The following is a 26,746-nucleotide window of genomic DNA, read 5'->3' on the forward strand; positions in this document are numbered from 1 at the left end:
TATACCTTTTAACATAAGTAATCATCTTTACAGGTTTATCATTAACAGGTACAGATACAAGAGATCTTTTCTTATTGCCTTTACTAATGAAATGAGTGCTGCCACATGTAGGACATGAAAATCTAGATGGCTTGAATCTAATATCGATTTCATAATTAGATTCTTTATGATCTACAGTAAATGTTTCAACAACATCATCCTTGATATCAAATAGTTTTAATAATTCGTTGTTCATAATAATAATTTAATCAGGACCAGACAGTAAAATTGTATCAAAAAAGGGGATGATTCACATCCCCACGATAATTTAGAGGGTACTCCGCCTAATAATTTAGAGCGAACCTCTAAGCACCGGATAATTTAATATACCGATTTAAGTTGATACATTTTCTTTATGATTGAAAATATTTTTTAATCTCATCAATTTCCTGTTGAGGTAATCCAAGTAATTCTACTGCGTTAGAAAAAGTAGTATTTAAATTATGAATAAGATTTTTTACTACCATGATATTTCTTTTTTTTCTTTCACTTTGTTTCGTTTTTTGAATTGCTTCTCTTTCAATCATTTCTCCTAAGTTACACATCTTTTCTACCTCCTTATCTATTACATTAAATCCATATTCTTTCATGATTCTTCTTTTTTCTTGATAACTTAATACATTATTTAAAAAAGCAACAAGTGGTGTTAGTATGTTATCATAGATTATATACTTTTCATTAGTATCATGTTCTTTGTTTAAGTATATCATAATAAGTACACCTTTGTCATAGGTTTCTATTCTTTCTATTGTTGTTCCATTGATATTTATTTCATCTATCTTATATGCATTGATATGACCATCATTCTTTTTGGCAGATTGTGGTAATATCCAAATTGAATAGACTTTCTTTATATGATTATAATCATAGTCATAATATTCATTTTTCCACTGCGTTGTCATGATTCTTGAGATATAAGTAAGACCTCGTGTAATCAGAGAATAACCTGGATTTGGATCGTTTTGTATTTCAACATTTAGATAGATTCTTGGGGATAAATCAATCGTACAAAGGAAATCATAATTCGTTTTACCACTATAGGGAATAAAGTTTTCTTTATCTAAATGTTGAAAAGATTTCTTTTCTTTGATCAATCTTTCAATTTCATTCAGAGTTAAATGTTTTGCTTCATCAATAAAACATTTAACTATTCTACTTAATATTTCTTCATGACAAATAATCAACTTACAATAGTTATCTAATACTAGTTTATGATTAGATGAACTTTTTTCAATTATACCTTCCATAAAATATACCTCCTACTATATATATCGACTATTTTTTTGCTTTTTTCTTTAAAAAAATAAAAAATTTTTATTCTTTTAGTCACATAGCTTTTGCTTGACATGGATAAGTGAATGTTATATTCTTATATCATACTAATTATATATGAAATAAATAAATTGGTACAAAATAAAATGGGGGAATTAAAAATGGAAAGAATTACAAGTTTTAGTGTTGATCATCGAAAACTAACTAAAGGAGTTTATGTATCAAGAATTGATGGGGATTTGATTACATATGATATTCGAATGACACAGCCTAATGTTGAACCAGCTTTAAAACCAGAAGCAGCACATACGATTGAACATATTGGCGCAACATTACTTAGAAATGGTAAATATAAAGATCGAGTGATTTATTTTGGACCAATGGGCTGTATGACAGGCTTTTATTTGATTGTGAGAGATTTAGATTTAGAAGTGATTAAAGAAGTTGTAAAAGATGTTTATAGTCAAATTGCCTCTTGGGATCAAGAGATTCCAGGGGCTAAGGAAGAAGAATGTGGAAATTATACATTTATGGATTTAGAAGCAGCTAAAAAAGCAGCTGATTATTTTGTAAACAGTAAATGGGAACATGAATATCATCTATTATAAAGTGGAAACAACAATGAAAAAATAAGGAATTAAATTATTAGCACTTACCTTACTAGCAACTGTAACAACAGGATGTGCATCATCTAAACAAGAAAATACATGGGATAAAATTAAAGAAAAGAAAGAAATCGTGATTGGAACAGAAGGAACATTTGCTCCATTTTCATATCATGATGATAACGATAATTTAGTAGGTTATGATGTAGAAGTATCAGAAGCGCTTGCTAAAGAATTAGGGGTTAAAGTTAAATTTGTAGAAGTTAAATGGGATAGTTTAATTGCTGGATTAGATTCAGATAAATATGATTTAGTAACAAATCAAGTAGCAATTACTGCTGAAAGAAAGAAAAAATATGATTTTTCAATTCCACATACATACTCATATCCAGCAATTATCACTAAAAAAGATAATACAGAAATCACTAAAATGAGTGATATCAAAGGACATAAATTTTCACAAACAGGTCATGGTTTATCCATGACTTTTATGCATCTCTAACATATACTATTTTATTCTTTTTTAAATCTTTAATGATTATTTTAATTTCTTTATTTTTTTTAGTGCTATCTGTTATATAAGATAAATATTTTCCATCTATTGATATTTTTAATGAATATACTTTTTCTTTTGTTAACAAGGTACTTTCTTTATAAGTAAAATCATACATAAATAAACCATCATTTTGGGTGTAATATAGTTTATCTTTATATATATCACTATTTTCAATTTGTTCATTAAATAGAATTTGATTATCACAATATAACTTATCATCTTGAATATTGTGTAAATAGAGATGATTATTTTTTATATAGAAATAATCACATAATGGAGTATCTAATTTTTCTTTTTTAAATGTATCTAGAGATATTTTAATGATTGTATAATCATCTTGTAGAAAATAAAGATATTGATGATAAATAGAATAATGGTTTGTTAATTTTCCTTTATAAACAACTTTATTATTTTGATTAGTTATTTTGTCGCTATAAATAATATAATATCTATTCTTGTTACCAATAATACCTAATATATTTTTATCTGAAATAGGGATATGTTGTTGTTCTATATTCATAAAATTTTTCTGTAAAGAAGATAACTTTTTTAATTTAACATCTTGAAAATCATTATTAAAGAGATATAAATATTCACTTTCATCATCGTCAATAGTATAAAAAAAACCATCTTTTTGAGGAAACACGTTAATTAAATTATTACTAGATTCATAAAGATTTCTTATTAAAGAATACTCTTTCCAATCATTTTTATCTATTATCTTATTAGAAAAATAATAATATTCTTTATTTTCCGCAAAGTTAAGTTCATGATAACTATTGTATTGAAAACTAGATGAATTATTTTGATTACTTGAACAACCAGTTATTAATATTAATAAAGAAAGAAAAATCAAGTTCTTTCTTTTTCCTTTAAAAAAAGAAAGAAGAAAGAATATAAAGATAATAATCAATTCAATAATTACTATATGAAAATCTATGCCTAACATTTTTTCACCATAACCTGCAAAATAGCGACCAGGAACAAGAAAACTAATAAAAGGAAAATAAAGAATATGTATACTATTTCCTAAGAAAGCTAAAGGAATATAGACGAAAATAAAAAGTACAAGCAAAATAAAGATATTAGAATGAATAAATTTTTTTAGTAAAATACTTAGACTACATAAAAGATAACTCGCTATATAGTAAAGAAATGTACAAAAGCATATAAATGTTATTAATGAAATGTTTGGACAATTTTTTGAACACCAAGGAATATTAATTATTGAAAAATCTAATCTAGAAAAATGTTTAAAAATAAGTATTTTACCAATAGTCATTAAAATTAAAAATAATCCCCATATACAACTAAATACAAATATTTTACTCTTTTTAGCATTCTTAATACCATTAGATGTTGTTTTTTCATAAATCCATATATGATCATCTATTTCTTTTAAATAGATACTATAAATAAGAAAGAAAAGGAAGAGAATGAGAATAAAATCTAGATTGTTAAAATTTAAACAATCAGTATACTTTGTATTAACTATTTCCTTATGTTGAGTATTTTTAATTTTTAAATAATATAAGTAGAAAGAATTTAATGCATCTTTTTTTAAAATATTAGAATTATTTTTTCTTTGTTTTTTTAGATATTCTTTTTGAGTAATTTGATGATTTTGATATTCTTTTAAAATATCTTCATTATTTTCATAAGAATTTAATTCTTTTAGAATTTGTTTTTCTTTTGAATTATTTGGAATACCAGAGTATTTATTTATGTATTGATCATAAATTTGTGTAGTAGTATCACGGTTTATTTTTGTTTGATGTAGATTTATATATAAAGTTGAGAAAGATGTAAAAAGTAAAATAAGAATAATGAGTAAACCTTTATTATTTTTAAAAAATAAACGAAAATATAATTTAATTAATTGATACATAATATCTCCTCTTAAATAGAAAATAGGTAAAAAAATTTAAATTTAAAATGATAAATGAAAATAATAAGGAACTCATAAAAATCTTTTGATTATATATAGAATCATTTAAAGATGAAAAACTAATAATACTTAATAGATTGTTGTTATATAACTGAATTGAAATATAAATAATCAATATAGCAATAAAAAATCCTTTATATTCCTTGTTTAAAAAATGACAAAGAAATAAAAATAAATAAGAGAAAGATAAACACCCAACTAAACGAAAAAAATAATTACAAACAATATAAAAGAATATAGAAATATTATAGGGTTCATACATAAAATGAGATAATGCATAAAGTGGTTGAAATAAACCATTTTTCATTCCTAAAAAATAATAAATAAGATAACTTTCTATTAACAATAATAAAGAAGAAATAAACGTAAATAACAAGATCATTAATATCTTTGATATAAATATTTTCTTTATTTGTTTTCTAGAAATATAAAAATATAAATCTGTTTGTTTTTGTTTTTCATAGATGAATAATTTGATTACTAAGATAATACAAAATATAAGGGATAATAGATATTGAAAATCTTGATTCATAAAATTATTGATTAAGGTATAATCATAGTAGTAGCTAAGATTTCTATTTTTTAATCTTTTTTTAAGCATTATATTTTCTTTTTTCCATTTACTATTTTGAGTTTTTTTAATATTTTCATCTAGAATAGTGATTTTATTTTTAATTGAAGAATGATAATTGATTGTATATTCATAATCTTCTAATAAATTATTACTTATCTGTTCATCACCGAAAACATAACCTGAAAAAGTATTTTTAGACTTGTTTTTGGTATTATAGTTTCCATTATTTACTTGTTCTAACATCGTATTATGATAATTAACAAGCCAATCATATTTTTGTTGAGAAATAGGGCCTTCAATTATTTTTAATATTTTTCTTTTTCCTGTATTAATATCTCCATATATATTTTGATAATTGACATATATGATTTGTAAATTGTTTAAGACAAGCAAAAGAATAAATAAGACTTTAATTGATTTAGAACGTAATAACTTATATAATTCACCTTTTATCATAAACATCACCATAATAATAAAGATAAATATCTTCTAAATTTATTTCTTTACAATGTGGAAATAATTCATCTTTATGAGAAAAAAACTTAATTTTATAATCATCGTTAATAGGTACAATAGAAGAAACATGATATGTTTCTATATATTTTTGTAGATCATTTTTTGAAACGATCGTTTCATAAAAGAATTGTTTTAATGATAATATTAATTCTTGTGGACTTTTAAAATCTAATAATTGTCCGTTTTTAAAGAATATAAGAGATTTAGCTAGATGATCCATATCTTGAATAATATGAGTAGAAATAATAATAATTTTATTTTTTGAAAGATTTCTCAAGAGATTTTTAAGTCTTAATCTTTCAATAGGGTCTAAACCTGTTGTAGGTTCATCTAATAATAAAATTTGAGGATCATTTATGATTGCCTGAGCAATAGATAAACGTTGCTTCATGCCTCCAGATAATTTTTTAATCTTGATGTATTTTTGATCATATAAATTAACTAATTTTAAAGTATGATCTATTTGATTTTTATCAATTGATTTAAGTGCACAAATATATTCAAGAAATTCATTACAAGTAAGATCAACATATAAAGCAGGAGATTGAGGAACATATCCAAAGACATGATAAAAATCATCACTTAAAAATTTAACTTCATCAATTTCAATTGTTCCACTATCATTTTTAATAAGTCCACATAAAATACTTAAAAAAGTAGTTTTTCCTGCTCCATTAGGACCAATTAATCCATAGATTCCAGATGATAAATGTAAAGTAATATGATCTAATGCTTTTTTGTTTTTATAATACTTTGATAAATCATTTATATAAATATTCATTACTTTACCACCAATGAAGTACTTTCTTCTGGAAGATTACTTGAAAGAGGAATAGCAATAGCTTTTACATTTTTTGTTTTATTTCCTGGTTTATAGCTTAATACTGCACTTTTATTTTTAGGAAGTTCTATATGGTAGCTAGATACAGGTTTTAAATCTTCTAATACCCAAAGAATATAATTATCAGAAATACCACTCATTTTTATAGTAATAGGTTTATTTTTCTTAAAATTTCCTTCTAAGTTATTAGGAAATTGAATAAGTAAATTATTATCAAAATAACCTTCTTCATCATGTTTTAATAAATCAGATGTATAATCAATTAAATCATAATTGTTATTTAAATCTATAGGATTATTAGCAGTATCTTGATGAATATCAATAAAAGTAGTACCACAAGCCATCATATGTTGTTTATTAGTAAGTTGTTTAAGAGAATCAACAATTTCATAATCAGCTATTAAAAAAGCATGCATATAAAGATGATCACCTTTACTACCAGTATTAGGCATAATAGAAACATGCTCAGTTTTATTAGTGTCTTTCTTTCCTTTAAATGTGTAGACTAAACTTTCTTTATCTTCATGCTTAATCATTTGAGGAATACCATTAATAAATATCATTAAACCAAAATTTGCATCTCTACCTACAACTTCATAATCATAATTAATATCTACATCTTTACCATCAAAATTATAACCATCTTCAATATGATGCAATCCAAAACCTACTTTTAAATCAACTGTTTCTTGATTGTTGTTCTTTTTAATCGTTATATTTTCCTGTTTGGTACTACATCCAACAAGTAAAAATATACAAAACATACTGAGCATTATTTTTTTCATTCTGTTACCTCTCTTTTTATAAAAGTAGTTTTCTCATTCTGTTTACCTATAATAAATAATTGGTGATCAACATATTCAGCAAATAAAATATTATCTAGCTCATTAAAATCATATTTTACATTATTGAAAATAATATAAGGTTTCCAATCATCAACACTTCCTTTTTCTGTAATAATAATCTTTCTATTACTTAAATAACAATTTACAGAATTTTCATAATTAAATCCTAAATCATTAAATCCATTATCATAATAAACAGCAATCTTATCTTTATTAGCACCATAGCCTTCATCTTGATTATGAATAATACTTTTATCTTTAAAAGAACTTAAAGTAACTTGGGGACTATTATATAAACTATAATTTTGATGATCTATATCTATTACTCCATAACATCCAGAAGTTTGTTGACCTTGTTTTAAATATGTTCCACCAGTATAAATAAGGGATTTATCATTTGTGAAAGCTAATTCCCATATAGCATTTAATTTTCTAGGTGTATCATCTAAAGTAAGAACAGTGCTAACTAAGCGAGAATTTCTATCTAATAATAAAACACTTTCTGTATCATAATTCATTTTTACACATGAAATAAATTGACCGGATGATGAAACAGCTAAACTATCATATTCAAATTCATCAAAAAAATTATTTAAATCAATATGATTTTTAAGTTCATGATTTTGAAATAAGAATAAAGTGTCTGTTAGTTGAATAGCATATATATCTTGAAGAACATGTATTTTAGCTTTATTAACAGGCCCATCAAAAATCATTGTGTTTAATAATTCTTTATTTTTTTCTATAGAATAATCATAAACATATGTTTGATTATTTTTTTTATAAACGAATATTAAATTATGATCTATGATTTTAAAATCAATGATTTCATATTTTGATAATTGTTGGTAATCTTGAGTTTTCTTAACTGTTTTTACTTTATGATTATTTGTGGTTTGACAACCACATAGTAATATGACTAAAAAAATGGTTATTATTTTTTTCATAGTTAACCTCATTATAGAAAATATCATTTTTGATAATTTAATAGTTATTATCAAAAATGATATTTATATTAATTTAATATTGTGTAGATGTATAAACATGATATCCAGTTGTATGAATAGCATCATGTGTTCCATAAAATGTAACTTTAGTTCCAGTATATCCCCAACATTCTAATGTATCTCCAACACCAGAACTATTTGCATGTTGGTTTTGAGTAGAACCAATATTAGCACCAGTGCTAGTTTTTTTAGCTTCTATTTTTATTTTGATAGATTTAACATTTTGACCAATAGTGGTACCACCTTCACACAATTTAGATGATCCACTATTATAAGGAGATATAAATCCTTTTAATGTACCATATGGTGTTGATTTTGTTGTTGATTTAGCAGCGGATACAGAGTTTACATTTCCAAATGCCATAAGTAGTGCGAAACTTAACGTTACAAATAATTTAATTTTATTTTTTTATAATTTAATATTCCTTTCATTAGTTTAGGTTGACGTCTACCTTAGTTTTATTATATCTTATATTACTATATTGTCAATAATACCTTTATAATAATAGTATGGTAATTATAATATTATACTGCTATAATTATTTTGGTGATAAAATTATGGCAAAATCAAATAGCTTTTTTAATATTGATATGCTTGTTTTAAGTTTGTTAAAAGTAAGTGATTGCTATGGATATGAATTAGTAAAAAAAATCAAAGAAGTTTCAAATAATACATTAGATATAAAAGAAGGTACACTTTATCCCGTAGTGCATAACCTATTGAAAAAAGAATACATTTCTAGTCGAGATGAAATAGTAAATAAAAAAGTAAGAGTTTATTATCATATTGAACCTATAGGAAGAGACTATCTAGAAAAAACAATTACTGATTTTAGAAAAAATATTAAAGGTGTATTCGACATTATTGAATATGGTGAGGTGGAAAAAAATGAATAAAGATTCAAAAAAATTTATTAAATATGTAAAAAGAATAATTCCTATCCATTCAAAAGATAAAAGAGAATTTATCTTATTATTAACTCAAAGAATAAAAGAATTTTCAGGCGATTTAGAGAGATGTACTTATCAGGATATTGTAAATGAATTTGGTACACCTAATGAGGTTGCAGGATCTTATATTGAAAATATGGAAAGTAATGAACTCATAAAAAAACTAAATAGGAAAAAGTTATTTCAATATTTTCTTTTAACACTTCTAATTTTAATAACTCTATTATGGGGATTTAAAATGTATAGATTAAATCAATTATATGAAGAAGCAAAATCAGAAACACATGGTTATATTACTGAAGAAATTATTAAATAAAAGGAGAAAATTTATGAAAAAAATTATATTATTTTTAAGCTTATTTTGTATTTTATGCATACCTTCACAAGTAAATGCTTATAATTATGAAAATATTTCACAGATAGAATATTTGGAAGATGGTTCGTATATTGAAACAACTATATTTGTATCTAATGATTATGCTAGATCTCAAAAAACTGCTAGTAAAATTGCTAGATATAATAGTAGTACGGGCGTTCAACAATGGTATGTAACTGTAACTGGAACGTTCTCATATGGGAATGGATCAGCAAAATGTATTTCATCATCAGTTAAGTCAGGTGTATATAATAATAAATGGGCTATTTCGAGTAAATCTGCTTCTAAATCAGGAGCAACAGCAATAGCATCTGCAACAGCAAAACATAGCTATGATAATACAGCTTATGAAACAAAAAAATTAACTGTTAGGCTTACTTGTAGCTCTACAGGAGTATTATCATAATAATTGAATAGCATTACAAGGTAAATATCAGATTTCATTAAGTTATATAGCATTTGTCATTTTATATAATTGTATGTTTATAATTATATTTAAGTATTTGTTATTTATTGTTTTTGATATGAATTAACTATCCAGTATTAAAATATAATCCTCAGCTCATAAGTAAAAAAGGAACGTCAGAACATGGAATTGGTTTATCAAGTGTAAAATCAACTTTAAAAAAATATAAATCTGAAATATCTTTTTCAGAAGATAAATATTGGTTTACTGTTCTTATAGTTATTGATAAATACGAATATATTCATTAGTATTCATTTAAAAGAAATTGTTCATCTACAATTTCTTTTTTGTTATAATGTGGTAAATGAGGTAATGATATGAAAAAAACAAAAGAAACAATTATTGATGCTTTTTGGCAATTATTAGAGGAAAAACCATTTAATAAGATAACTGTTCAAAATATTGTCGAACGCTGTCATTTAAATAGAAATACATTCTACTATCATTTTCAAGATATTCCTAATTTAGCAGAATATACTGTTAAATCATGGGCAGATCAAATTATTCAAAATAACTATGAATTTGGTTCACCAATGACATGTCTTGTACCACTTATAGAAGAATGTAATCAACATAAAAAAGCTTTTCAACATCTTTATAATTCATCACAAAAAGATGAGTTTATTACCTATATGAATCATGTAGCCTTACATATTGTAAAAATGTTTATGAAACAATCTTCTCATTATGTTTTACGAAGTGAACAAGAAAAAGAAACACTTATTCATTTTTATAAATGTTTAATGATAGGTATTCTTATTGATTGGTTAGAAGCACAAGGTGATTATGATTTAAAACCATTTGTTGAACAAATATTTCATTTAATAGAAACAACAATACAGGCTCATTAGGAGCCTTTTTTGGTTAATTCTTTTATTTTGTCCATTTTATGTTGATATAAATAAGATTATAGTAAAAGTAGAAAGAAGGAATGAATATGAAAACTTTAAATAAAGTAAAAATGAGTATATGGATTAATGCCTTAAGTGCAATAGTGATAGGTATATTATTTTTAATAAATCCTCAAGAATCTTTTCAAATTATTACAATACTTGCTGGTATTATTATTACTTTTACAGGAATTATTGATTTTATTTATTATTTTAGTGGTTGGTTAGATATTTATTTTATGAAGAATACATTATTGAGTGGTATTTTAAAATGCGTATTAGGTATCTTTGTATTAACACATATATCAATGATGACAACATTCTTTTCTTATATTTTTAGTTTATATATCATTATTAGTGCCATCTATTGTTTTGAAGCTTATACCTTTATTAAATCAATGGTTAGTTATTCTTTAACTTTTGATTATATTATTGTTACAATTTTAATTTTCACAGGACTTGCAATGTTCTTTTTGAGCCCAAGTACAGTCATTTCCTCTGCTTTTGTGATAGGAATTTTATTCCTTATTAATGGTATTGGAAACTTATTTATTGCTTTAAGACTTTCAAAGATTACAAAAGAATATCGTAGATATCTTCAATAATTTATACTTTAGTATCATAAATCATAAAAGTGGGCATATATTATAATGAGCCCTTTATAAAATACCATATTTATAAGCATATATTTGTTTAAATCCTAAAATATTACAAAATATATTTTTATTCATTCAAAAAAACACCGATAAAATGGACTAAAATATTTTTTAAATGAATGAAGTCTTTTAGAAATTTGACAAAGTTATGATATTTTGTTAGTATTCACCAGGGTGAGATTTATGTACTTTGATACACATTGTCATTTAAATAGTGAACAATTATATGAAAACAAAGATGAATTTATTAAACATGCTTTAGACAATCAAGTAGAAATGATGGTTGTTGTAGGCTATGATCTTGAGTCTTCCAAAAAGGCAGTTGAAATTGCAAAAGAATATCCTTTTATCTATGCTGCTGTAGGGATAGGACCTAACGACTGTTTAAACACAACTACTCAAGATTTACAAACCATCGATGAGTACTTAAATGAACCAAAGGTTGTAGCACTTGGTGAAATCGGATTAGATTATTATTGGGATGATGTTCCTAGTGATAAACAAAAAGATATTTTTCAACAACAAGTTGATCTTGCTAAAAAACATCAAAAACCAATTATTATTCATTGTAGAGATGCTTATGAAGATACTTATGAAGTGCTTAAAAGAAATGGACATCCAGGAATTATGCATTGTTATAGTGGATCAGTAGAAATGGCAAAGAGATTTATTGATTTAGGTTTCTATATTTCATTAGCTGGACCAGTTACTTTTAAAAATGCCAGAGTTCCTAAAGATGTGGCAGAAAAAATAGGTTTAGAGCATTTATTAATTGAAACCGACTGTCCTTATTTAACACCACACCCTTATCGTGGTACTTTAAATGAGCCTGCAAATGTTGTGTATATTGCCCAGGAAATAGCAAAGCTAAAGAACATGGAGATAGAAAGCGTTGCAAGTCAGACAACGTTTAATGCTAAAAAAGTATTTGGCATTAAATAGGAGGAAAATTAATGAAAACAATTAAACAAATTATTTCAGATGCAGACCCCCGACTGAAAGGGGTATTAGTGATTATGATTGTATATGTAATGGTTATGGCGACAACTGTTACATCAGGAGCAACACAAGAAATAAAAGGTTATAAAGAAACAATTGAAATACAGTATCAAGATGGTGGCCAAGAAACTAAAGATTATTTAGTAAGACAAGATACTGTTAAAAATGTATTAAAAGAATTAGATGTAAACTTAAACGCAAAAGATACAGTTAACAAAGATATGTCTTATATTGTACAAAGTAAAGATTTATTACAAGTTAATCGTATTAACGAAGAAGAAGTAGAAGAAATGCAATATGTATCTTCACAAACAATAGAAACAACAGGTTTACATTTATTTACAACAGAAGTTGTTCAAACTGGACAACAAGGACAAATTAAGAATAAAGTGAAAGTCACTTATGAAAACGGTAAAATAGTTAAAAAAGAATTGTTATCGAGTGAAGTTGTAACAGAAAAAACAGATACAATTATCGCTCATGGGACAATTCAACCTGGAGCTTATTTTACTGGAAAACTGACAACATATGGTGGCGATTGTGCAGGAGGAAATGGAACTTCATCATCAGGTATTTCTTTATCACCAACAACTGGTGTTAAAGGAAGTCATAGCGCGAAGTTAAGTTATAATGGTGGAAGTTATTATTGTTTAGCAGCAGATCCATCTATTCCTTTTGGAACAATTATTAAAATTACAAATCACAACTTAGGTATTGAATCAACAGCGTATGGTATTGTTGTTGATAGAGGCGGAGCTATTAAGAAAAATCATATTGATATTTTTAATGGAACAGAAGCTGGCAAATACTTTAAAGGTGGTACGTCAAATAATACACAATTTGAAATCGTATCTGTTGGTAGTGGCAAGAATTTTTGGAAATAGATAACAAGTATATATAGCAAGTTCTCCGAAGTTGGAGAACTTTTTATTTTACCACTTTATAGTGGTAATTTTTGATTTTTCTTCTAACTTGTATTCACTTACAATGAATTTGTCGTTGGAGGTGATAGTATGAAAAGAGAAGAAGATTCTTGCCAATTAATATTATATAGTAGTAATGCGCGTACAAAAGCAATGGAAGCAATTTCCAATGCGAAAACAGGTAATGTTGTATTAGCAAATGATAATTTAAAAAACGCAAAAGATGAATTACTTATTGCACAGAAAAAGCATGCAGAATTATTACGTGATATGGCAAATGAAGAAGATGTTGAAACAAATCTATTGATGATTCATGCCGAAGATCATGTTTTCGGAGCACAAAATACTTTAGAAATGGCTAATGAAATTGTTGAATTATATGGGAGGTTAAAAGAATATGAATAAAGATTTCTTATGGGGTAGTGCAACAGCTTCTTATCAATGTGAAGGAGCGTGGAATTTAGATGATAAAGTAGAGAGTATGTGGGATGTTTATTTACATGAAAACAATCTTGAAAATGGAGATAATGCATCTGATTTTTATCATCATTTTGAAGAGGATTTATTACAGTTAAAAAATGGAGGACAAAACGCCTTTCGTATGTCTCTTGCTTGGCCTCGAATTATTAAAAATAAGGAAGGTGAAGTTAATTCAAAAGGAGTCGATTTTTATAGAAAAATTCTACAATGTTGTCTAGATAAAGATATTACACCATTTGTAACAATTTATCATTGGGATCTACCACAATATTGGGAAGAAACTGGCGGATGGCTTAACAATGAAGTATCCTATGCATACCAAAAATATGCAAAAATATGCTTTGAAAAGTTTGGCGATTTAGTTGATTTATGGGTAACATTTAATGAGCCAAAATGGTTTGTAAGCAGTGGATACCTAATTGGAAATTATCCACCAGCTCATAAAAATCCACAAGAAATGATTATTGCAGCTTATCACGTTATGCTTGCAAGTGCTTTGGGAGTTAAAATTTTTAAAGAAGGTGGATATAAAGGTCAAATTGGAATTGTTCATAGTTTTACACCTGTCAATGGTGTGGATGATTCTTTAGAAACAAGAATTGCAATGAGATATGCAGATAATTATTGTAACAATTGGATTTTAGATACAGCATGTCAAGGAGAATTTCCAATTGATTTATTAAGCGAATTAAATAAAAAGTTTGATTTATCATTTATTAATATTAAAGAGCTTGATGTAATTAAAGAAAATACGGTTGATTTCATAGGATTAAATTATTATGCTAGAGCTTTAATTAGACCATATAGTAATGGAGAAACTGTTTTAGTTGCAAATAATAGTGGAAATGGTGGAAGCAATAAGGTTATTATTAAAGATTGGTTTGAACAGGTTTTTGATGATCCTGATGCAATTTATACAGAATGGGGAACTGAAATTTGTCCATTAGGATTAGAACAAGGACTAAAAGAAGTTTGGAATAAATACCATTTACCACTTTATATTAGTGAAAATGGAATAGGTGTTAGAGAAGATGTAACAGTTGATGAAGTACAAGATGATTATCGTATTTCTTATATGAACGATCATATTGCAGCGATGATGAATGCTATGGATGATGGTGTAGATATGCGAGGTTATTTTGCATGGAGTACATTTGATTTATATTCATGGAAAAATGGATGTGAGAAAAGATATGGTTTAGTTGCAATTGATTTTGATACACCAAATCTTTTAAGAAAACCTAAAAAGAGTTATTATTGGTATAAAGAAATAATTGAAAGTAAAGGAAAAAAAATAGAGAGAAAGAGATGGGATTAGTTATGAAAAATGTAATGCTTGTATGTAATGCTGGAATGTCTACAGGTATTCTAGCAAAAAAAATTGAAAAAGCTAGCCAAGGACTATTGAGTGTTAAAGCCTATGGAGAAGCAGAATATGAAGAATATGCAAATAATTATGATTTGATTTTGCTAGGTCCACAAATTAGACATTTAAAACCAGAAATTGAATCTAAAGTTTCTATTCCTGTGGATTATATTGCGCCACAACATTATGGAATTATGAATGGTGAAGCTGTATTTCAAGATATAAAAAAAATATTAAACATAAAAGAGGAGGAATAAAAAATGGATTCTTTGAGTCAAATCGTCGAAAGCAAATTATTACCTATTGCTAATAAAATGAGTTCACAACGCCATTTGAAAGCTATAAGAGATGCGTTTATGTCAATTATGCCAATTACTCTCATTGGAGGAATATTTGCAGTCATCTCTTCAGCACCAATTACTGAAAATACAACCAATGGTTTTTTATTAGCGTGGGCATCTTTTGCTGATAAAAATAGTCTACTATTAAATTGGGTAAATGCTCTAACATTAGGGGCAATGTCCTTATATATTTGTATTGGAATTGCGAATTTTTTAAGTAAACATTTTAAAATGGATCCATTCTTTCCAATAATGTTATCTGTATGTGGGTTCTTTATGCTTGTCATAGCGCCTATTGAATTGGGCTGGGCAGGTAAAACAGTTGAAATTTCTTATATTGGTGGTGAAGGACTTATACCAGCCATACTAATTTCATGTTTAACAGTGGAAGCTTATCATTATATGCGAGAACATAATTGGGGAAGAATCAAACTACCTGATTCTGTACCGGCTTCTTTAAATGAAACGTTTGCTTCTTTATGTCCAGGAGTATGTATTATTGCTACAGATATTATTTTATTTGCTATTTTTAATGCATTTAATACAACAATGCCAGGATTTATTTATAATGTTATGGCACCTACACTAAATGCTGCCGATAGTTTACCATTTGCGATTATTGCAACATTATTAGTTCATTTTTTCTGGTTCTTTGGAATTCATGATGCTGCTTTTTCAGGAATATTGGGGCCAGTTCGTGATGGTGGCCTTTCATTAAATGCAGCTGCACACGCAGCAGGACAAACATTACCAAAAATATTTACAACACCATTTTGGGTTTATTTTGTTGCCATTGGTGGATGCGGTTCATGTTTAGCACTTGCTATTTTATTAGTTCGTTCTAAATCGAAACAATTAAATACTGTTGGAAAAGTTGGAATCATTCCTTCATTCTTTGGAATTTCTGAACCACTTATTTTTGGAATCCCATTAATGTTAAATCCTATTTTCTTTGTACCATTTTTATTAACTTCTACTGTCAATTGTATTATTGCTTATATAAGTATGAGTGTTGGTATTGTTGGAAAAACATTTGCCATGCTTTCATGGCAAATGCCATCAGTGTTTGGGTCATTTTTATCAACAATGGATATTAAAGCTTTTATCTTGGTAATTATATTAATTATTATAGATTTAGTCATGTATTATCCTTTCTTTAAAGTATACGAAAAACAATTAGTTGCTCAAGAAAGCGAATAGATTATAATATAAGAAAGAGGTGAGGTTGGTGGTAACATTAACGGAAAGACAAAATGAAATCATTAAATTATTGAATCAATATCATATTTTATCTGCTGATAAAATAGCTAAAATGCTAAATGTTTCAACAAAGACAATTCGTAATGAAATACATAAAATCAACTCTAGCCTCAATCTAAATTATATTATTTCACAAAAAGGGACTGGATATTTAATTAATGAGCAAATTCAATTAGAAAAAGAATACGCTAGTGAACAAAATATTCAGTACCTTATCTTAAAAAAAATTTTAAATCATGATTTTTATAATTTTTATGAACTTGCTGATGAATTATTTATTAGTGAATCTAATTTACAAAGATATATAAAAAGAGTGAATGAAATTATTCAAAAAAGAAATTCATCTATTAAAATATGTCGCCAGCAGAATCAACTTTATTTAAATGGTACAGAAACAGAAAAAAGACAAATTACAACATATTTCTTAATGAATGAGTTAAATCAATATAACTTTAATTTATCAATGTATCAAAGCTTATTTTTAAGGATTGATATTTTAGAATTACAAAAAATAATTACAGAATTTAACAATTCACATCATTTAAATTTAAGAGATGTTGAAATTATTTCTTTAGTAATTCATGTTGCTTTAATGTTAGAAAGAGTCATTAGAGGAAATGAAATTATTAATGAAGTGGATTTTGTTAATGATGAATACAACCATCTTTCAATACAATTTGCTAATATACTTCAAATACGTTATGAAATTAAATTGAATAAAAGTGAAATTAAGTATTTATCATTATTGTTGGCAGGGAAAGTACCATCTATTGAAGAAAATGACATTAATGAAGTGAAACAATTTATTCAACAGTTGATTATAGAAATTAATGAAAGTTTTGATGTGGATTTACAACAAGATAGTAAGTTTGCTGATAATTTTCTTATTCATTTAATAGGATTAAAGAGAAGAATTACAAATCACACTTTTTTGAATAATCCTCTTATTAAAGAACTACAAAAGAATTTCCCAGTTATTTATGATATGAGTGTTTTTATAGCATTGAAGATTCAAGAGTTCTTTTCTACGCAATTATATGAAGATGAAATAGGTTATATTACCCTTCATTTAATGGGTGCAATTGAAAGATTACATACATCATTACATAAAAAAATAGTTTTAATTTATCCTTTTGGACAAGCAGGTTATGATTATATTGTAAAAAAAATAAATCATATTCATGATTTAGAAATAGAAATATGTTGTCAATTATCAATGTTTGATGCCTTCCAAATTAAAGAATATCAACCAGATTTAGTTATTTCATTTGTCCATATTGAAGAAAAAGTTGGTTATCCAATATATGTATGTCATAACCTCTTACTTGAAGAAGATATAGAGAATATTTATAATATCTTGAAGGGAAATCATACTTTCAAAAAAAATGTATTCTTTGAAAAAGAATTATTTCATATTTATAATGATATAGAAAATAAAGAAGATGTTATTCATAGACTTTGTGAAAGTTTATATTACAAAGGATACGTGGATCAACAGTATGAAGGATTAGTTTTAGCACGTGAACAAATTGCACCTACTGCCTATGGAAGTATGTTTGCAATTCCTCATGCTGTAAAAAAAGCTGGTTTTGCAACACGTATAGCAGTTGCGTTATTAGATAAACCTATTGATTGGAATCAACAAAAAGTAAGATTAGTTTTTTTGTTTTGTTTAACGAAAGAAAGAAACGAAGAATTTGATTTGCTATTTGAAAAACTTGTTGGATTGTTAGATGAATCAAAAAAAGTGAGAGAATTATTAAAATGTAAAAAGTATGAAGAGTTTCTTGAATTATTTTTAAGTGAATAAATTAATCGTTTTGAGAACTGTTTTAAACAGTTCTTTTTAATTTTTATATAAATTGGTATACTTTTTTTGTGGGGTGATGATATGAAAATAGGAATAATTCAAGGGACATCACAAATAGAGAAGAATAGTATTTTATATGAATGTACAAAAGAATATGGTGAAGTCATTAATTTTGGTTGCTTTGAAAATGAAGACAACTATTCTTATGTAGAAATAGCATTAGAAATTTGTTTATTAATATCAAGTAAAGCAGTAGATTTTATAGTGACAGGGTGTTCATCTGGGCAAGGGATGATGATTGCTTGTAATAGTTTACCTCATTTAATTTGTGGTTATTTACCTACTCCTCAAGATGCTTATTTATTTGGAAGAATCAATGATGGAAATGTAGCTTCTTTGCCTTTAGGTCTTAATTATGGATGGGCTGGAGAAATTAATTTAAAAGCAACACTCCAACAACTTTTTGAGGAACCTTTTGGTATAGGATATCCTTTAAAGGATGCTAAAAGAAAAAAAGAAGATACCAAGAAAATAAAAGAATTAAATCAATTAGCAAAAAAAGATGTAATTACTTTTTTAGATGAATTAGATCAACAAATGATAAATAAGATTTTATCTAAAAAGAATGTAATTGATTATATTTTAAAATATGGAAAAGACAAAAGAATAAAACAATGGATTTTAAACAGGAGATAATCCTGTTTTTTTTATAAAAAAGAATGATAAACTGTAGTTTTTTTCTCGTCAAAAAAGCAATGTTGGTGTACAATGGAAAAGAATTGAAAGGGAGTGTAAGTGATATGTATGACGTAATAGTTGTCGGAGGGGGACATGCTGGAATTGAAGCCAGTTTAGCACCTTCAAGAATGGGATTAAAAACATTACTTGTCACATCAAATATAAATAATATTGGGTCTATGCCATGTAATACTTCTATTGGTGGACCTGCCAAAGGAATCATTGTAAGAGAAATTGATGCTCTTGGTGGACAAATGTCTAAAACAGCAGATAAGACTTACTTACAAATGAAAATGTTAAATACCGCTAAAGGACCAGGAGTTCAATCTTTAAGAGCACAAGCTGATAAAAAAGCATATCCTCGTTATATGCAAAAAGTGGTTAAGGAACAAGAAAACTTAGATTTAATTGAAGGGATGGTTGAAGATTTAGTTGTTGAAGATCAAACAGTTAAAGGAGTTATTCTTGATGATGGAACAACTTATTTATCGAAAACTGTTATTCTAACAACAGGTACTTATTTAAAAGCAGAAATTCTTGTTGGACATAGTAAACATGCTAGTGGACCAGATCAACAAAAAGAATCAAAATTCTTATCTGAAAAATTAAAAGATTACGGATTTAGAATTCAAAGATTAAAAACAGGAACACCACCACGTGTTGAAATCAATAGTATAGATTATTCAAAAACATCATTACAACCAGGAACAGATGCAAAACTAGCCTTTAGTTTTACCACAGATGAATATGTTCCTATTGAAAAACAAACACCATGTTATCTAACTTATACAAATGAAACAACACATAAAATCATTCATGATAATCTAGAAAAATGTGCAATGTATAGTGGACTTGTTAAAGGAATTGGACCACGTTATTGTCCATCCATTGAAGATAAAGTTGTTAAATTCTCAGATAAACCACAACATCAAATCTTCCTAGAACCTGAATCAAAAGAAATGAATTCAATCTATGTACAAGGTTTTTCAACATCAATGCCACATGATATCCAAGAACAAATGATTCGTACTTTACCAGGATTAGAAAACTGTACAATCTTAAAATATGCTTATGCCATTGAATATGATGCAATTGATCCATTACAATTATGGCCATCACTTGAAACAAAAGTGATTAAAAACTTATTTACAGCTGGACAAATCAATGGAACAAGTGGTTATGAAGAAGCTGCTGGACAAGGATTAATGGCTGGTATCAATGCAACTCTTAAAGTAAGAAATGAAGCTCCTCTTGTTTTAAAGAGAGATGAAGCTTATATTGGGGTCATGATTGATGATTTAGTTACTAAAGGAACAAAAGAACCTTATCGTATGCTTACTTCAAGAGCGGAATATCGCTTATTAATTAGACATGATAATGCTGATGAAAGACTTTATGATTATAGTCATCAAATTGGACTTGTTAAAGATAAAGAATATCAAAGATATCAAACTAAAATGAAAGGGATCTATGATGAAATTGAACGTTTAAGTACTATTCGTTTTACCCCAAAAGATGATATCAATGAAATGTTGGAACAAAACAATTCTTCACATTTAAAAGAAGGGGTTTCTGCAAAAGAACTTATTACAAGACCTGAAATCACTTATGATATGATGTTACCTTATATTGATGCACCTGAATTAAGTGAGGAACAAAGAAGAAGAATTACTATTTTAATTAAATATGCAGGATATATTGAAAAAGCTAAAAGACAAGCGCAAAAACAAATCAAAATGGAAGAAAAACATATTCCAGAAGATATTGATTATGAAGATGTTAAAAACTTAGCTTTAGAAGCAAAACAAAAATTATCAGAAATTAGACCACTTACCATTGGTCAAGCTTCTCGTATATCAGGAATCAATCCTGCAGATATTTCAGTTTTATTAATTTATTTAAAACAAAAATATAATGGAGAATAAGAATGAATGAATTAGAATTTCAAAATATACTTAAAGAAAAAGGAATCGAAGTAAGTGAACATCAACTTCAACAATTTCAAAAATATTATGAAATCTTAGTTGAATGGAATGAAAAAATGAATCTTACTGCAATTACGGATAAAGAAGATGTTTATTTAAAACATTTCTATGATTCAATTACGATTGCTTTTGATTTTGATTTCAATAATCAAACCTTGATTGATGTAGGAGCTGGTGCTGGTTTTCCATCAGTTCCTTTAAAAATCCTTTATCCAAATTTAAAGATTACAATTGTTGATTCCTTAAATAAAAGAATTACTTTCTTAAATCATTTATTTAAAGAACTGGAATTAGATAACTGTCAAGCAGTGGCTGCACGTGCAGAAGAATACGCTAAAGATCATCGTGAAAGTGTTGATATCGTGATGGCAAGAGCAGTAGCACGTTTAAATATTCTTGATGAACTTTGTTTACCACTTGTTAAAAAGAATGGTTATTTCTTATCTTTAAAAGGAAGACAAGCACCAGAAGAAGTAAAAGAAGCTAAAAAAGGTATTCAATTATTAGGTGGACAAATAGAAAGTACACATGATTTTACACTTGCAAATCATGATGATTTTAGAAGTAATATTATTATTAAAAAAGTAAAAGAAACACCAAAGAAGTATCCAAGAATGTTTTCTAAAATAAAAAAGAGTCCATTGTAGGAGGGTATCATGTTTAATAATAAATTAAAAAATATAGATATTAATAAAATACAAGCAAATGAGAATCAGCCAAGAACTGTTTTTAATGAAGAAAAAATTGAAGAATTAGCTGCTTCTATTAAAGAAAATGGTTTAATACAACCTATAGTTGTAAGAAAAGTAAATGGAATTTACCAAATTATTGCCGGTGAAAGAAGATATCGTGCTTGTTGTTCTTTAAATATGAAACAAGTACCATGTATTATTGAAGATTATGATGATAAGCAAACACAAACACTTGCTATTATTGAAAATATTCAAAGAGAAGACTTATCACCATTAGAAGAAGCAAAAGCTTATCAAGCTTTAATTAAAGAATATGGTTATAGTCAAACAGAGCTTGCAGATATTGTTGGTAAAAAACAATCAACGATTGCGAATAAATTAAGATTATTAAAATTAAGTGATGATGTTAAATTTTCTTTAAATCAAAAACAAATAACAGAAAGACATGCTAGAGCAATGCTTTCATTAAATGAAGAAAAACAACAAGAAGTCTTAAGAGAAGTTTTAAAGAAAAAACTAACGGTAGCTGATACAGAAAGACTTATTAAAAAAGAACCAAAACCTAAAAAGAAAAAAGCATCAGCTGATGTTAAAAAAACAATTTCAAGAAATGTGAAAATTGCTTTAAATACATTACAACAAGCAATTGGAATGATTGAAAAAACAGGAACATCACTTCAACAAGAAACAGAAGATTTAGAAGATGAATATGTTATTACAATTAGAATACATAAGTAGAGGGTTAAGATGAAGTTACTAGCAACAGATATGGATGGAACATTTCTAAGAGATGATAAATCCTATAGTGAAGAATTTAATGATTTATATAAGCAAATGTTAAAACAAGGAATTCAATTTGTAATTGCTTCTGGCAATCAATATGAAGCATTAGTTTGTAAATTTGATGATGATATTAAAGATGATCTTTATTATCTTTGTGAAAATGGAACAAAGATTGTCTATCGAGGAGATGTTATTTATAAACATTGTTTAGAAACTGATGATTATCAACATGCATTAAATATTTTAAAAGAAGATGAAGAATGTATGTTAGTTGTATCAGGAGTAAAGCATGCTTATATTTTAAAGAAGTTTGAAGATAGAAAAGATTTTATTACATTATTTATTAAAAATATTGTTTTTGTAGATTCATTTGATGAAATAGATGATGAAATATTAAAGTTTTCAGTTGCTAACTTTGATGGTAAAATTGAAGATAGACTTGAAGTGATCAAGAAAAGGATAAATCCTAAATTTAGAGTTGTAACCACAGGAAATGTTTGGTTTGATATTTTTTATAAGACAATTAATAAAGGAACTTCCTTACAACATCTTCTAGATTTGTTAGGAATATCTAATGAAGAAGCAGGTGCTTTTGGTGATCAAATGAATGATTACGAAATGTTACAAACAGTAAAATATGGTTATGCGATGGCTAATGCCATGCCACCTGTTAAAGAGGTTGCTTATCAAGTGATTGATAGTAATGAAAATGATGGCGTTATTTTAAAAATAAAAGAAATCTTAAAAGGTAACTATTAAACAATGCGTAAGCATTGTTTTTTTTGTATAATAAAGACGTTAAAACAAGGAGGAAGACTATGAAACCAAAATTACATTTTACAGCACCTTATCATTGGATCAATGATCCAAATGGACTTATTTATTATAAAGGAAACTATCATATCTTTTATCAACATTTCCCATATGATAATAAATGGGGAACAATGCATTGGGGACATTCTATTACAAAAGATTTTGTCAATTTTGAACATCTTCCAATTGCTTTATATCCATCTAAAGATTTTGATAGAAATGGATGTTTTTCAGGATCAGCTATTGAAATAGATGATCATCTTTATTTATATTATACGGCAATTAAATACGCTAAAGAAAATCCAAATAATGTACATAATCAATATAGTGATGATGATTTAAGAGCCTCACAAGCACTCGTTGTAAGTAGTGATGGAATTCATTTTGATAATGTTAAAAATAAAAAACAAATCATTCCCATGATTCAAGAAGGATTTATTGGAGATTATCGTCATACCAGAGATCCTAAAGTATGGAAAAAACAAGATGGAAAATATGCCATGGTTATTGGGAGTAAAGTAGCTTATGAAAATGACTACTGTGGAAAAGCACTTTTCTATGAAAGTGAAGATGGAATTCATTTTGAATATAAAAACAGCTATCAAGAACCAACTATTGGAAATATGTGGGAATGTCTAGATGTCTTTAAAATCAATGATCAATTCTTTATGATTTTCTCACCAGAAAATACGGATCAACCACCAAAACCAAATAGTAATGCTCGTTATATGCCGATTGATTTTGATGAAGATACACTTACTATTAAAGAGCATGGTGATTGGCCTTATTTAGATCATGGTTTAGATTTCTATGCCCCACAAACATTTTTATCTAAAGATAATGAAAGATTATTACTAGGATGGCTTAGAATGAGAAAACCCGTTCAAGGAGAAGAATGGATTGGAATGTTTATTATGCCAAGAGTTTTAAAAGAAAAAGAGGGTAAGATTATTCAAAAACTTTATCCTAAAATAAAAAACACATTTAATCATGAAGTTCAAGAAATTTCATTTGATCAACCATTCCAATTAAAGACAACACTTAATAAGGATAGTTCTTTAAATCTTGGTGGTTTTAAAATTGATATTCAAGATGATTGTCTCCATTTAAATAGAGAAGAAGTATCTATTCAAGAAAATAAAGTATGTAATGATGTTGTTTCACCTAAGTTACAAGGGCATTATGATATTGAACTTTATTATGATCATCATGTTTTTGAAATTTATATTAATGGTGGTGAATATGTGATGTCACAAGTTGTTTATGATTTAAATGATCAAGTTATTATTCAAAATACAGAGTATAAAGTCTATGTCAGATCATTATAAATTCTTTAGTCATAAACAATGTGAGTATTATCCTTGTCATCAATTAGATGAAATTAATTGTTTGTTTTGTTATTGTCCATTGTATATTTTAAAAGATTGTAAAGGCAATTATAAAATGATAGGGGATATAAAAGATTGTAGTGGATGTACTTTACCTCATCAAAAAGAAAACTATGATTATATTATTTCTCGTTATCAAGATGTTGTAAAAGCTTTTCAATTACTTGACAATAAAGATACAAATGATAAGATAGAAGCACCAGAGGGTATTGAAAACAATGCTGGATAAGGTTTAGACCTTATCCAGTTTTTTTTAGGAGGAAATTATGGAACAAAGACTTTTAAAGCATTAATGATATTTGCTTTACCTTATATGTTTTCAAACTTATTACAAGTATTCTATGGGTCGGCAGATTTATTTGTTGTAGGACAATTTGGACATACCTTTGATGTTTCTGGGGTTTCGATAGGAAGTCAAGCCATGTCTTTAATAACAAACCTTGTTTTAGGATTGACTACAGGAGTTACGGTTTTATTAGGACAATACCTAGGAAGTAAATCTTATCGTGATCTATCAAAGACCATTGGAGGGGCTATTGTTTTATTTTTAATCATTGCTTTAGTTTTAACTTTTGTGATGTTGTATTTTAATAATGAAATTACACTTTTAATGAATATACCAAAAGAAGCTATTGAAGCAACGAAAAGCTAATTAAGTATATTATCTTTATTGTCGGATATAATGTTGTCAGTAGTATTTTAAGAAGATTAGGGGATAGTAAAACACCTTTATTGTTTGTTTTTATTGCATGTATGATTAATATTGTTGTTGATTTTGTTTTAGTAGGATATTTTCATTTGGGAACAAAAGGGGCTGCCATTGCCACTGTATCAGCACAAGGGTTTTCTTTTCTCTTTGCCTTGGTTTATTTATGTAAAAAGGGAATAGGGTATTCGTTTTATAAAGAAGATATTTGTTTTTCAAAATATATTCAAAAGATTATGCAAATAGGTTTTCCTTTAGGATTACAAAGTGTACTTGTTAATATTTCATTTTTAATTATTACGATTATTGTTAATCAAATGGGTTTGATTGCTTCAGCTTCTTTAGGTGTTGTTGAAAAATTAATGGGATTTTTAATGTTACCAGCGATTGTCTTAGGAAGTGTTTTAGCTTCTCTTATTGCTTTAAATGTAGGAGCTAAACAATATAAACGTGCAAAACAAACATTAAAATATGCAATCATGATTTCTCTTGCTTTTGCTATCATTGTAACAACGATTTGTGAAATCGATGGAACAATACTTACGTGTATTTTTACCAATAATCAAGATGTTATTAAAAATGGTGCCTTGTATTTAAAAACGTATTCTATTGATTGTTTACTTACAAGTTTTCTCTTTTGTATCAATGGCTATTTAAATGGTTATGAAAAAACTGTCTTTACGATGGTACATAGTTTAGTAGCGACTTTTGTTGGAAGAATTCCTTTAACTTTATTATTTTCTAAAATACCAAACGTAACACTATTTCATATGGGGATTGCAGCTCCATTATCTACAATGATTTCTTTAGTAATGATCTTTATTTATTTTAAGAAAACAAAATTTAATAATATTAAAGAGAGATAAGTTACATTAGTACATAGAAAAGAGAAATTCTTTATTTTTTTTGCAACAATATAT

Annotated in this window: 31 protein-coding genes and 1 pseudogene; 24 read left to right on the plus strand and 8 right to left on the minus strand. The window is 26.8% G+C overall.

The genetic code is table 11. The annotated features are described in order from the left end of the window. Both C7U54_RS05760 and C7U54_RS05765 read right to left on the minus strand, forming a co-directional pair. A pseudogene (locus tag C7U54_RS05760) lies at window positions 1–235 on the minus strand (ISL3 family transposase); the annotation flags it as partial. A gap of 157 nt (window positions 236–392) precedes the next feature. Beyond that, complete coding sequence (locus C7U54_RS05765; RefSeq protein ID WP_107029613.1) at window positions 393–1,286, minus strand: hypothetical protein; 894 nt, start codon at window positions 1,284–1,286, stop codon at window positions 393–395. Between the two features lie 186 nt (window positions 1,287–1,472). Between C7U54_RS05765 and C7U54_RS05770 the strand changes: the two genes are divergently transcribed. Together C7U54_RS05770 and C7U54_RS05775 are read left to right on the plus strand one after the other, a co-directional pair. Next, window positions 1,473–1,919, plus strand: coding sequence for an S-ribosylhomocysteine lyase (locus C7U54_RS05770; RefSeq protein ID WP_107029614.1), 447 nt, complete (start codon window positions 1,473–1,475; stop codon window positions 1,917–1,919). A gap of 130 nt (window positions 1,920–2,049) precedes the next feature. Further along, complete coding sequence (locus tag C7U54_RS05775) at window positions 2,050–2,418, plus strand: transporter substrate-binding domain-containing protein (protein ID WP_199589621.1); 369 nt, start codon at window positions 2,050–2,052, stop codon at window positions 2,416–2,418. Here C7U54_RS05775 and C7U54_RS05780 read toward each other — a convergent pair. From C7U54_RS05780 to C7U54_RS05805, 6 genes are all read right to left on the minus strand, one after another. Continuing rightward, on the minus strand, window positions 2,405–4,360 hold the full coding sequence (locus C7U54_RS05780) for a hypothetical protein (protein WP_107029616.1): 1,956 nt from the start codon (window positions 4,358–4,360) through the stop codon (window positions 2,405–2,407). The genes C7U54_RS05775 and C7U54_RS05780 overlap by 14 nt on opposite strands. Continuing rightward, complete coding sequence (locus C7U54_RS05785; protein ID WP_107029617.1) at window positions 4,344–5,450, minus strand: hypothetical protein; 1,107 nt, start codon at window positions 5,448–5,450, stop codon at window positions 4,344–4,346. Before C7U54_RS05785 ends, C7U54_RS05780 begins: the two co-directional genes overlap by 17 nt. Continuing rightward, window positions 5,437–6,291: an ABC transporter ATP-binding protein gene (locus C7U54_RS05790; RefSeq protein ID WP_107029618.1), complete on the minus strand. Its 855-nt coding sequence runs from the start codon at window positions 6,289–6,291 to the stop codon at window positions 5,437–5,439. The genes C7U54_RS05785 and C7U54_RS05790 overlap by 14 nt, the downstream gene beginning before the upstream one ends. Next, entirely contained in the window at window positions 6,291–7,136 is an 846-nt protein-coding gene (locus C7U54_RS05795; RefSeq protein WP_107029619.1) for a hypothetical protein, read from the minus strand. Before C7U54_RS05795 ends, C7U54_RS05790 begins: the two co-directional genes overlap by 1 nt. Further along, window positions 7,133–8,143, minus strand: a complete 1,011-nt coding sequence (locus C7U54_RS05800) for a hypothetical protein (protein WP_107029620.1) — start codon at window positions 8,141–8,143, stop codon at window positions 7,133–7,135. The genes C7U54_RS05795 and C7U54_RS05800 overlap by 4 nt, the downstream gene beginning before the upstream one ends. A gap of 73 nt (window positions 8,144–8,216) precedes the next feature. Beyond that, window positions 8,217–8,567 carry a hypothetical protein gene (locus tag C7U54_RS05805; RefSeq protein ID WP_107029621.1) on the minus strand — a complete coding sequence of 117 codons (351 nt, stop codon included), beginning with the start codon at window positions 8,565–8,567 and terminating at the stop codon, window positions 8,217–8,219. 194 nt (window positions 8,568–8,761) lie between these two features. Here C7U54_RS05805 and C7U54_RS05810 point away from each other — a divergent pair, with 194 nt between their 5' ends. The 22 genes from C7U54_RS05810 to C7U54_RS05910 all read left to right on the plus strand — a co-directional run bounded on the left by C7U54_RS05810 (window position 8,762) and on the right by C7U54_RS05910 (window position 26,692). Continuing rightward, complete coding sequence (locus tag C7U54_RS05810) at window positions 8,762–9,100, plus strand: PadR family transcriptional regulator (RefSeq protein ID WP_022000783.1); 339 nt, start codon at window positions 8,762–8,764, stop codon at window positions 9,098–9,100. Next, window positions 9,093–9,470, plus strand: coding sequence for a DUF6120 family protein (locus C7U54_RS05815; protein WP_107029622.1), 378 nt, complete (start codon window positions 9,093–9,095; stop codon window positions 9,468–9,470). The genes C7U54_RS05810 and C7U54_RS05815 overlap by 8 nt, the downstream gene beginning before the upstream one ends. 13 nt (window positions 9,471–9,483) lie before the next feature. Then, the gene (locus tag C7U54_RS05820) at window positions 9,484–9,936 is read left to right on the plus strand and encodes a hypothetical protein (protein ID WP_022000785.1); all 453 of its coding nucleotides are present in this window, start codon (window positions 9,484–9,486) and stop codon (window positions 9,934–9,936) included. Between the two features lie 158 nt (window positions 9,937–10,094). Further along, window positions 10,095–10,244, plus strand: coding sequence for a GHKL domain-containing protein (locus C7U54_RS15515; RefSeq protein WP_227392793.1), 150 nt, complete (start codon window positions 10,095–10,097; stop codon window positions 10,242–10,244). Between the two features lie 69 nt (window positions 10,245–10,313). Then, window positions 10,314–10,847, plus strand: a complete 534-nt coding sequence (locus C7U54_RS05830; RefSeq protein WP_107029623.1) for a TetR/AcrR family transcriptional regulator C-terminal domain-containing protein — start codon at window positions 10,314–10,316, stop codon at window positions 10,845–10,847. 86 nt (window positions 10,848–10,933) lie between these two features. After that, entirely contained in the window at window positions 10,934–11,491 is a 558-nt protein-coding gene (locus C7U54_RS05835) for a DUF308 domain-containing protein (protein ID WP_158561775.1), read from the plus strand. Between the two features lie 234 nt (window positions 11,492–11,725). Continuing rightward, the gene (locus tag C7U54_RS05840; protein ID WP_107029625.1) at window positions 11,726–12,484 is read left to right on the plus strand and encodes a TatD family hydrolase; all 759 of its coding nucleotides are present in this window, start codon (window positions 11,726–11,728) and stop codon (window positions 12,482–12,484) included. An 11-nt stretch (window positions 12,485–12,495) separates the two neighbouring features. Next, entirely contained in the window at window positions 12,496–13,425 is a 930-nt protein-coding gene (locus C7U54_RS05845; protein WP_107029626.1) for a G5 domain-containing protein, read from the plus strand. 129 nt (window positions 13,426–13,554) lie between these two features. Further along, window positions 13,555–13,869 carry a PTS lactose/cellobiose transporter subunit IIA gene (locus tag C7U54_RS05850; protein WP_107029627.1) on the plus strand — a complete coding sequence of 105 codons (315 nt, stop codon included), beginning with the start codon at window positions 13,555–13,557 and terminating at the stop codon, window positions 13,867–13,869. Then, on the plus strand, window positions 13,862–15,262 hold the full coding sequence (locus C7U54_RS05855; RefSeq protein WP_107029628.1) for a glycoside hydrolase family 1 protein: 1,401 nt from the start codon (window positions 13,862–13,864) through the stop codon (window positions 15,260–15,262). The genes C7U54_RS05850 and C7U54_RS05855 overlap by 8 nt, the downstream gene beginning before the upstream one ends. 2 nt (window positions 15,263–15,264) lie before the next feature. Beyond that, window positions 15,265–15,567 carry a PTS sugar transporter subunit IIB gene (locus tag C7U54_RS05860; RefSeq protein WP_107029711.1) on the plus strand — a complete coding sequence of 101 codons (303 nt, stop codon included), beginning with the start codon at window positions 15,265–15,267 and terminating at the stop codon, window positions 15,565–15,567. A gap of 3 nt (window positions 15,568–15,570) precedes the next feature. Continuing rightward, entirely contained in the window at window positions 15,571–16,851 is a 1,281-nt protein-coding gene (locus C7U54_RS05865; RefSeq protein ID WP_107029629.1) for a PTS sugar transporter subunit IIC, read from the plus strand. A 28-nt stretch (window positions 16,852–16,879) separates the two neighbouring features. Beyond that, entirely contained in the window at window positions 16,880–18,721 is a 1,842-nt protein-coding gene (locus C7U54_RS05870; RefSeq protein ID WP_158546551.1) for a BglG family transcription antiterminator, read from the plus strand. 81 nt (window positions 18,722–18,802) lie between these two features. Then, entirely contained in the window at window positions 18,803–19,417 is a 615-nt protein-coding gene (locus C7U54_RS05875) for an RpiB/LacA/LacB family sugar-phosphate isomerase (RefSeq protein WP_107029631.1), read from the plus strand. 104 nt (window positions 19,418–19,521) lie between these two features. Next, a complete protein-coding gene (mnmG, locus tag C7U54_RS05880; RefSeq protein WP_107029712.1) occupies window positions 19,522–21,384 on the plus strand; it encodes a tRNA uridine-5-carboxymethylaminomethyl(34) synthesis enzyme MnmG in 1,863 nt (620 codons plus the stop codon). A 2-nt stretch (window positions 21,385–21,386) separates the two neighbouring features. Next, a complete protein-coding gene (gene rsmG, locus C7U54_RS05885; RefSeq protein WP_022000792.1) occupies window positions 21,387–22,091 on the plus strand; it encodes a 16S rRNA (guanine(527)-N(7))-methyltransferase RsmG in 705 nt (234 codons plus the stop codon). A gap of 9 nt (window positions 22,092–22,100) precedes the next feature. Next, complete coding sequence (gene noc, locus C7U54_RS05890) at window positions 22,101–22,874, plus strand: nucleoid occlusion protein (RefSeq protein ID WP_107029632.1); 774 nt, start codon at window positions 22,101–22,103, stop codon at window positions 22,872–22,874. Window positions 22,875–22,883: 9 nt separating this feature from the next. After that, window positions 22,884–23,678: an HAD family hydrolase gene (locus tag C7U54_RS05895; RefSeq protein ID WP_022000794.1), complete on the plus strand. Its 795-nt coding sequence runs from the start codon at window positions 22,884–22,886 to the stop codon at window positions 23,676–23,678. Window positions 23,679–23,737: 59 nt separating this feature from the next. After that, window positions 23,738–25,060 carry a glycoside hydrolase family 32 protein gene (locus C7U54_RS05900; protein WP_107029633.1) on the plus strand — a complete coding sequence of 441 codons (1,323 nt, stop codon included), beginning with the start codon at window positions 23,738–23,740 and terminating at the stop codon, window positions 25,058–25,060. Further along, on the plus strand, window positions 25,044–25,349 hold the full coding sequence (locus C7U54_RS05905) for a cysteine-rich small domain-containing protein (protein ID WP_107029634.1): 306 nt from the start codon (window positions 25,044–25,046) through the stop codon (window positions 25,347–25,349). The genes C7U54_RS05900 and C7U54_RS05905 overlap by 17 nt, the downstream gene beginning before the upstream one ends. A 63-nt stretch (window positions 25,350–25,412) precedes the next feature. Then, the gene (locus C7U54_RS15125) at window positions 25,413–25,772 is read left to right on the plus strand and encodes an MATE family efflux transporter (protein ID WP_241522569.1); all 360 of its coding nucleotides are present in this window, start codon (window positions 25,413–25,415) and stop codon (window positions 25,770–25,772) included. Window positions 25,773–25,873: 101 nt separating this feature from the next. Then, window positions 25,874–26,692 (plus strand): MATE family efflux transporter, encoded by an 819-nt coding sequence (locus C7U54_RS05910; RefSeq protein ID WP_455737474.1) that lies wholly within the window; start codon window positions 25,874–25,876, stop codon window positions 26,690–26,692. Window positions 26,693–26,746: the final 54 nt, after the last annotated feature.

This window comes from Faecalibacillus intestinalis, from assembly GCF_003024685.1.
Classification (GTDB): domain Bacteria; phylum Bacillota_I; class Bacilli_A; order Erysipelotrichales; family Coprobacillaceae; genus Faecalibacillus; species Faecalibacillus intestinalis.

Coding starts and splice junctions, on each gene's coding strand:
- C7U54_RS05830 (WP_107029623.1), top strand. CDS start 10,314: ATGAAAAAAACAAAAGAAACAATTATTGATGCTTTTTGGCAATTATTA.
- C7U54_RS05765 (WP_107029613.1), bottom strand. CDS start 1,286: ATGGAAGGTATAATTGAAAAAAGTTCATCTAATCATAAACTAGTATTA.
- C7U54_RS05865 (WP_107029629.1), top strand. CDS start 15,571: ATGGATTCTTTGAGTCAAATCGTCGAAAGCAAATTATTACCTATTGCT.
- C7U54_RS05835 (WP_158561775.1), top strand. CDS start 10,934: ATGAAAACTTTAAATAAAGTAAAAATGAGTATATGGATTAATGCCTTA.
- mnmG (WP_107029712.1), top strand. CDS start 19,522: ATGTATGACGTAATAGTTGTCGGAGGGGGACATGCTGGAATTGAAGCC.
- C7U54_RS05845 (WP_107029626.1), top strand. CDS start 12,496: ATGAAAACAATTAAACAAATTATTTCAGATGCAGACCCCCGACTGAAA.
- C7U54_RS05905 (WP_107029634.1), top strand. CDS start 25,044: ATGTCAGATCATTATAAATTCTTTAGTCATAAACAATGTGAGTATTAT.
- C7U54_RS05805 (WP_107029621.1), bottom strand. CDS start 8,567: ATGGCATTTGGAAATGTAAACTCTGTATCCGCTGCTAAATCAACAACA.
- C7U54_RS15125 (WP_241522569.1), top strand. CDS start 25,413: ATGATATTTGCTTTACCTTATATGTTTTCAAACTTATTACAAGTATTC.
- C7U54_RS05770 (WP_107029614.1), top strand. CDS start 1,473: ATGGAAAGAATTACAAGTTTTAGTGTTGATCATCGAAAACTAACTAAA.
- C7U54_RS05910 (WP_455737474.1), top strand. CDS start 25,874: ATGATTAATATTGTTGTTGATTTTGTTTTAGTAGGATATTTTCATTTG.
- C7U54_RS05815 (WP_107029622.1), top strand. CDS start 9,093: ATGAATAAAGATTCAAAAAAATTTATTAAATATGTAAAAAGAATAATT.
- C7U54_RS05790 (WP_107029618.1), bottom strand. CDS start 6,291: ATGAATATTTATATAAATGATTTATCAAAGTATTATAAAAACAAAAAA.
- C7U54_RS05860 (WP_107029711.1), top strand. CDS start 15,265: ATGAAAAATGTAATGCTTGTATGTAATGCTGGAATGTCTACAGGTATT.
- noc (WP_107029632.1), top strand. CDS start 22,101: ATGTTTAATAATAAATTAAAAAATATAGATATTAATAAAATACAAGCA.
- C7U54_RS05810 (WP_022000783.1), top strand. CDS start 8,762: ATGGCAAAATCAAATAGCTTTTTTAATATTGATATGCTTGTTTTAAGT.
- C7U54_RS05780 (WP_107029616.1), bottom strand. CDS start 4,360: ATGTATCAATTAATTAAATTATATTTTCGTTTATTTTTTAAAAATAAT.
- C7U54_RS05840 (WP_107029625.1), top strand. CDS start 11,726: ATGTACTTTGATACACATTGTCATTTAAATAGTGAACAATTATATGAA.
- C7U54_RS05785 (WP_107029617.1), bottom strand. CDS start 5,450: ATGATAAAAGGTGAATTATATAAGTTATTACGTTCTAAATCAATTAAA.
- C7U54_RS05820 (WP_022000785.1), top strand. CDS start 9,484: ATGAAAAAAATTATATTATTTTTAAGCTTATTTTGTATTTTATGCATA.
- rsmG (WP_022000792.1), top strand. CDS start 21,387: ATGAATGAATTAGAATTTCAAAATATACTTAAAGAAAAAGGAATCGAA.
- C7U54_RS05800 (WP_107029620.1), bottom strand. CDS start 8,143: ATGAAAAAAATAATAACCATTTTTTTAGTCATATTACTATGTGGTTGT.
- C7U54_RS05855 (WP_107029628.1), top strand. CDS start 13,862: ATGAATAAAGATTTCTTATGGGGTAGTGCAACAGCTTCTTATCAATGT.
- C7U54_RS05875 (WP_107029631.1), top strand. CDS start 18,803: ATGAAAATAGGAATAATTCAAGGGACATCACAAATAGAGAAGAATAGT.
- C7U54_RS05850 (WP_107029627.1), top strand. CDS start 13,555: ATGAAAAGAGAAGAAGATTCTTGCCAATTAATATTATATAGTAGTAAT.
- C7U54_RS05900 (WP_107029633.1), top strand. CDS start 23,738: ATGAAACCAAAATTACATTTTACAGCACCTTATCATTGGATCAATGAT.
- C7U54_RS05795 (WP_107029619.1), bottom strand. CDS start 7,136: ATGAAAAAAATAATGCTCAGTATGTTTTGTATATTTTTACTTGTTGGA.
- C7U54_RS05895 (WP_022000794.1), top strand. CDS start 22,884: ATGAAGTTACTAGCAACAGATATGGATGGAACATTTCTAAGAGATGAT.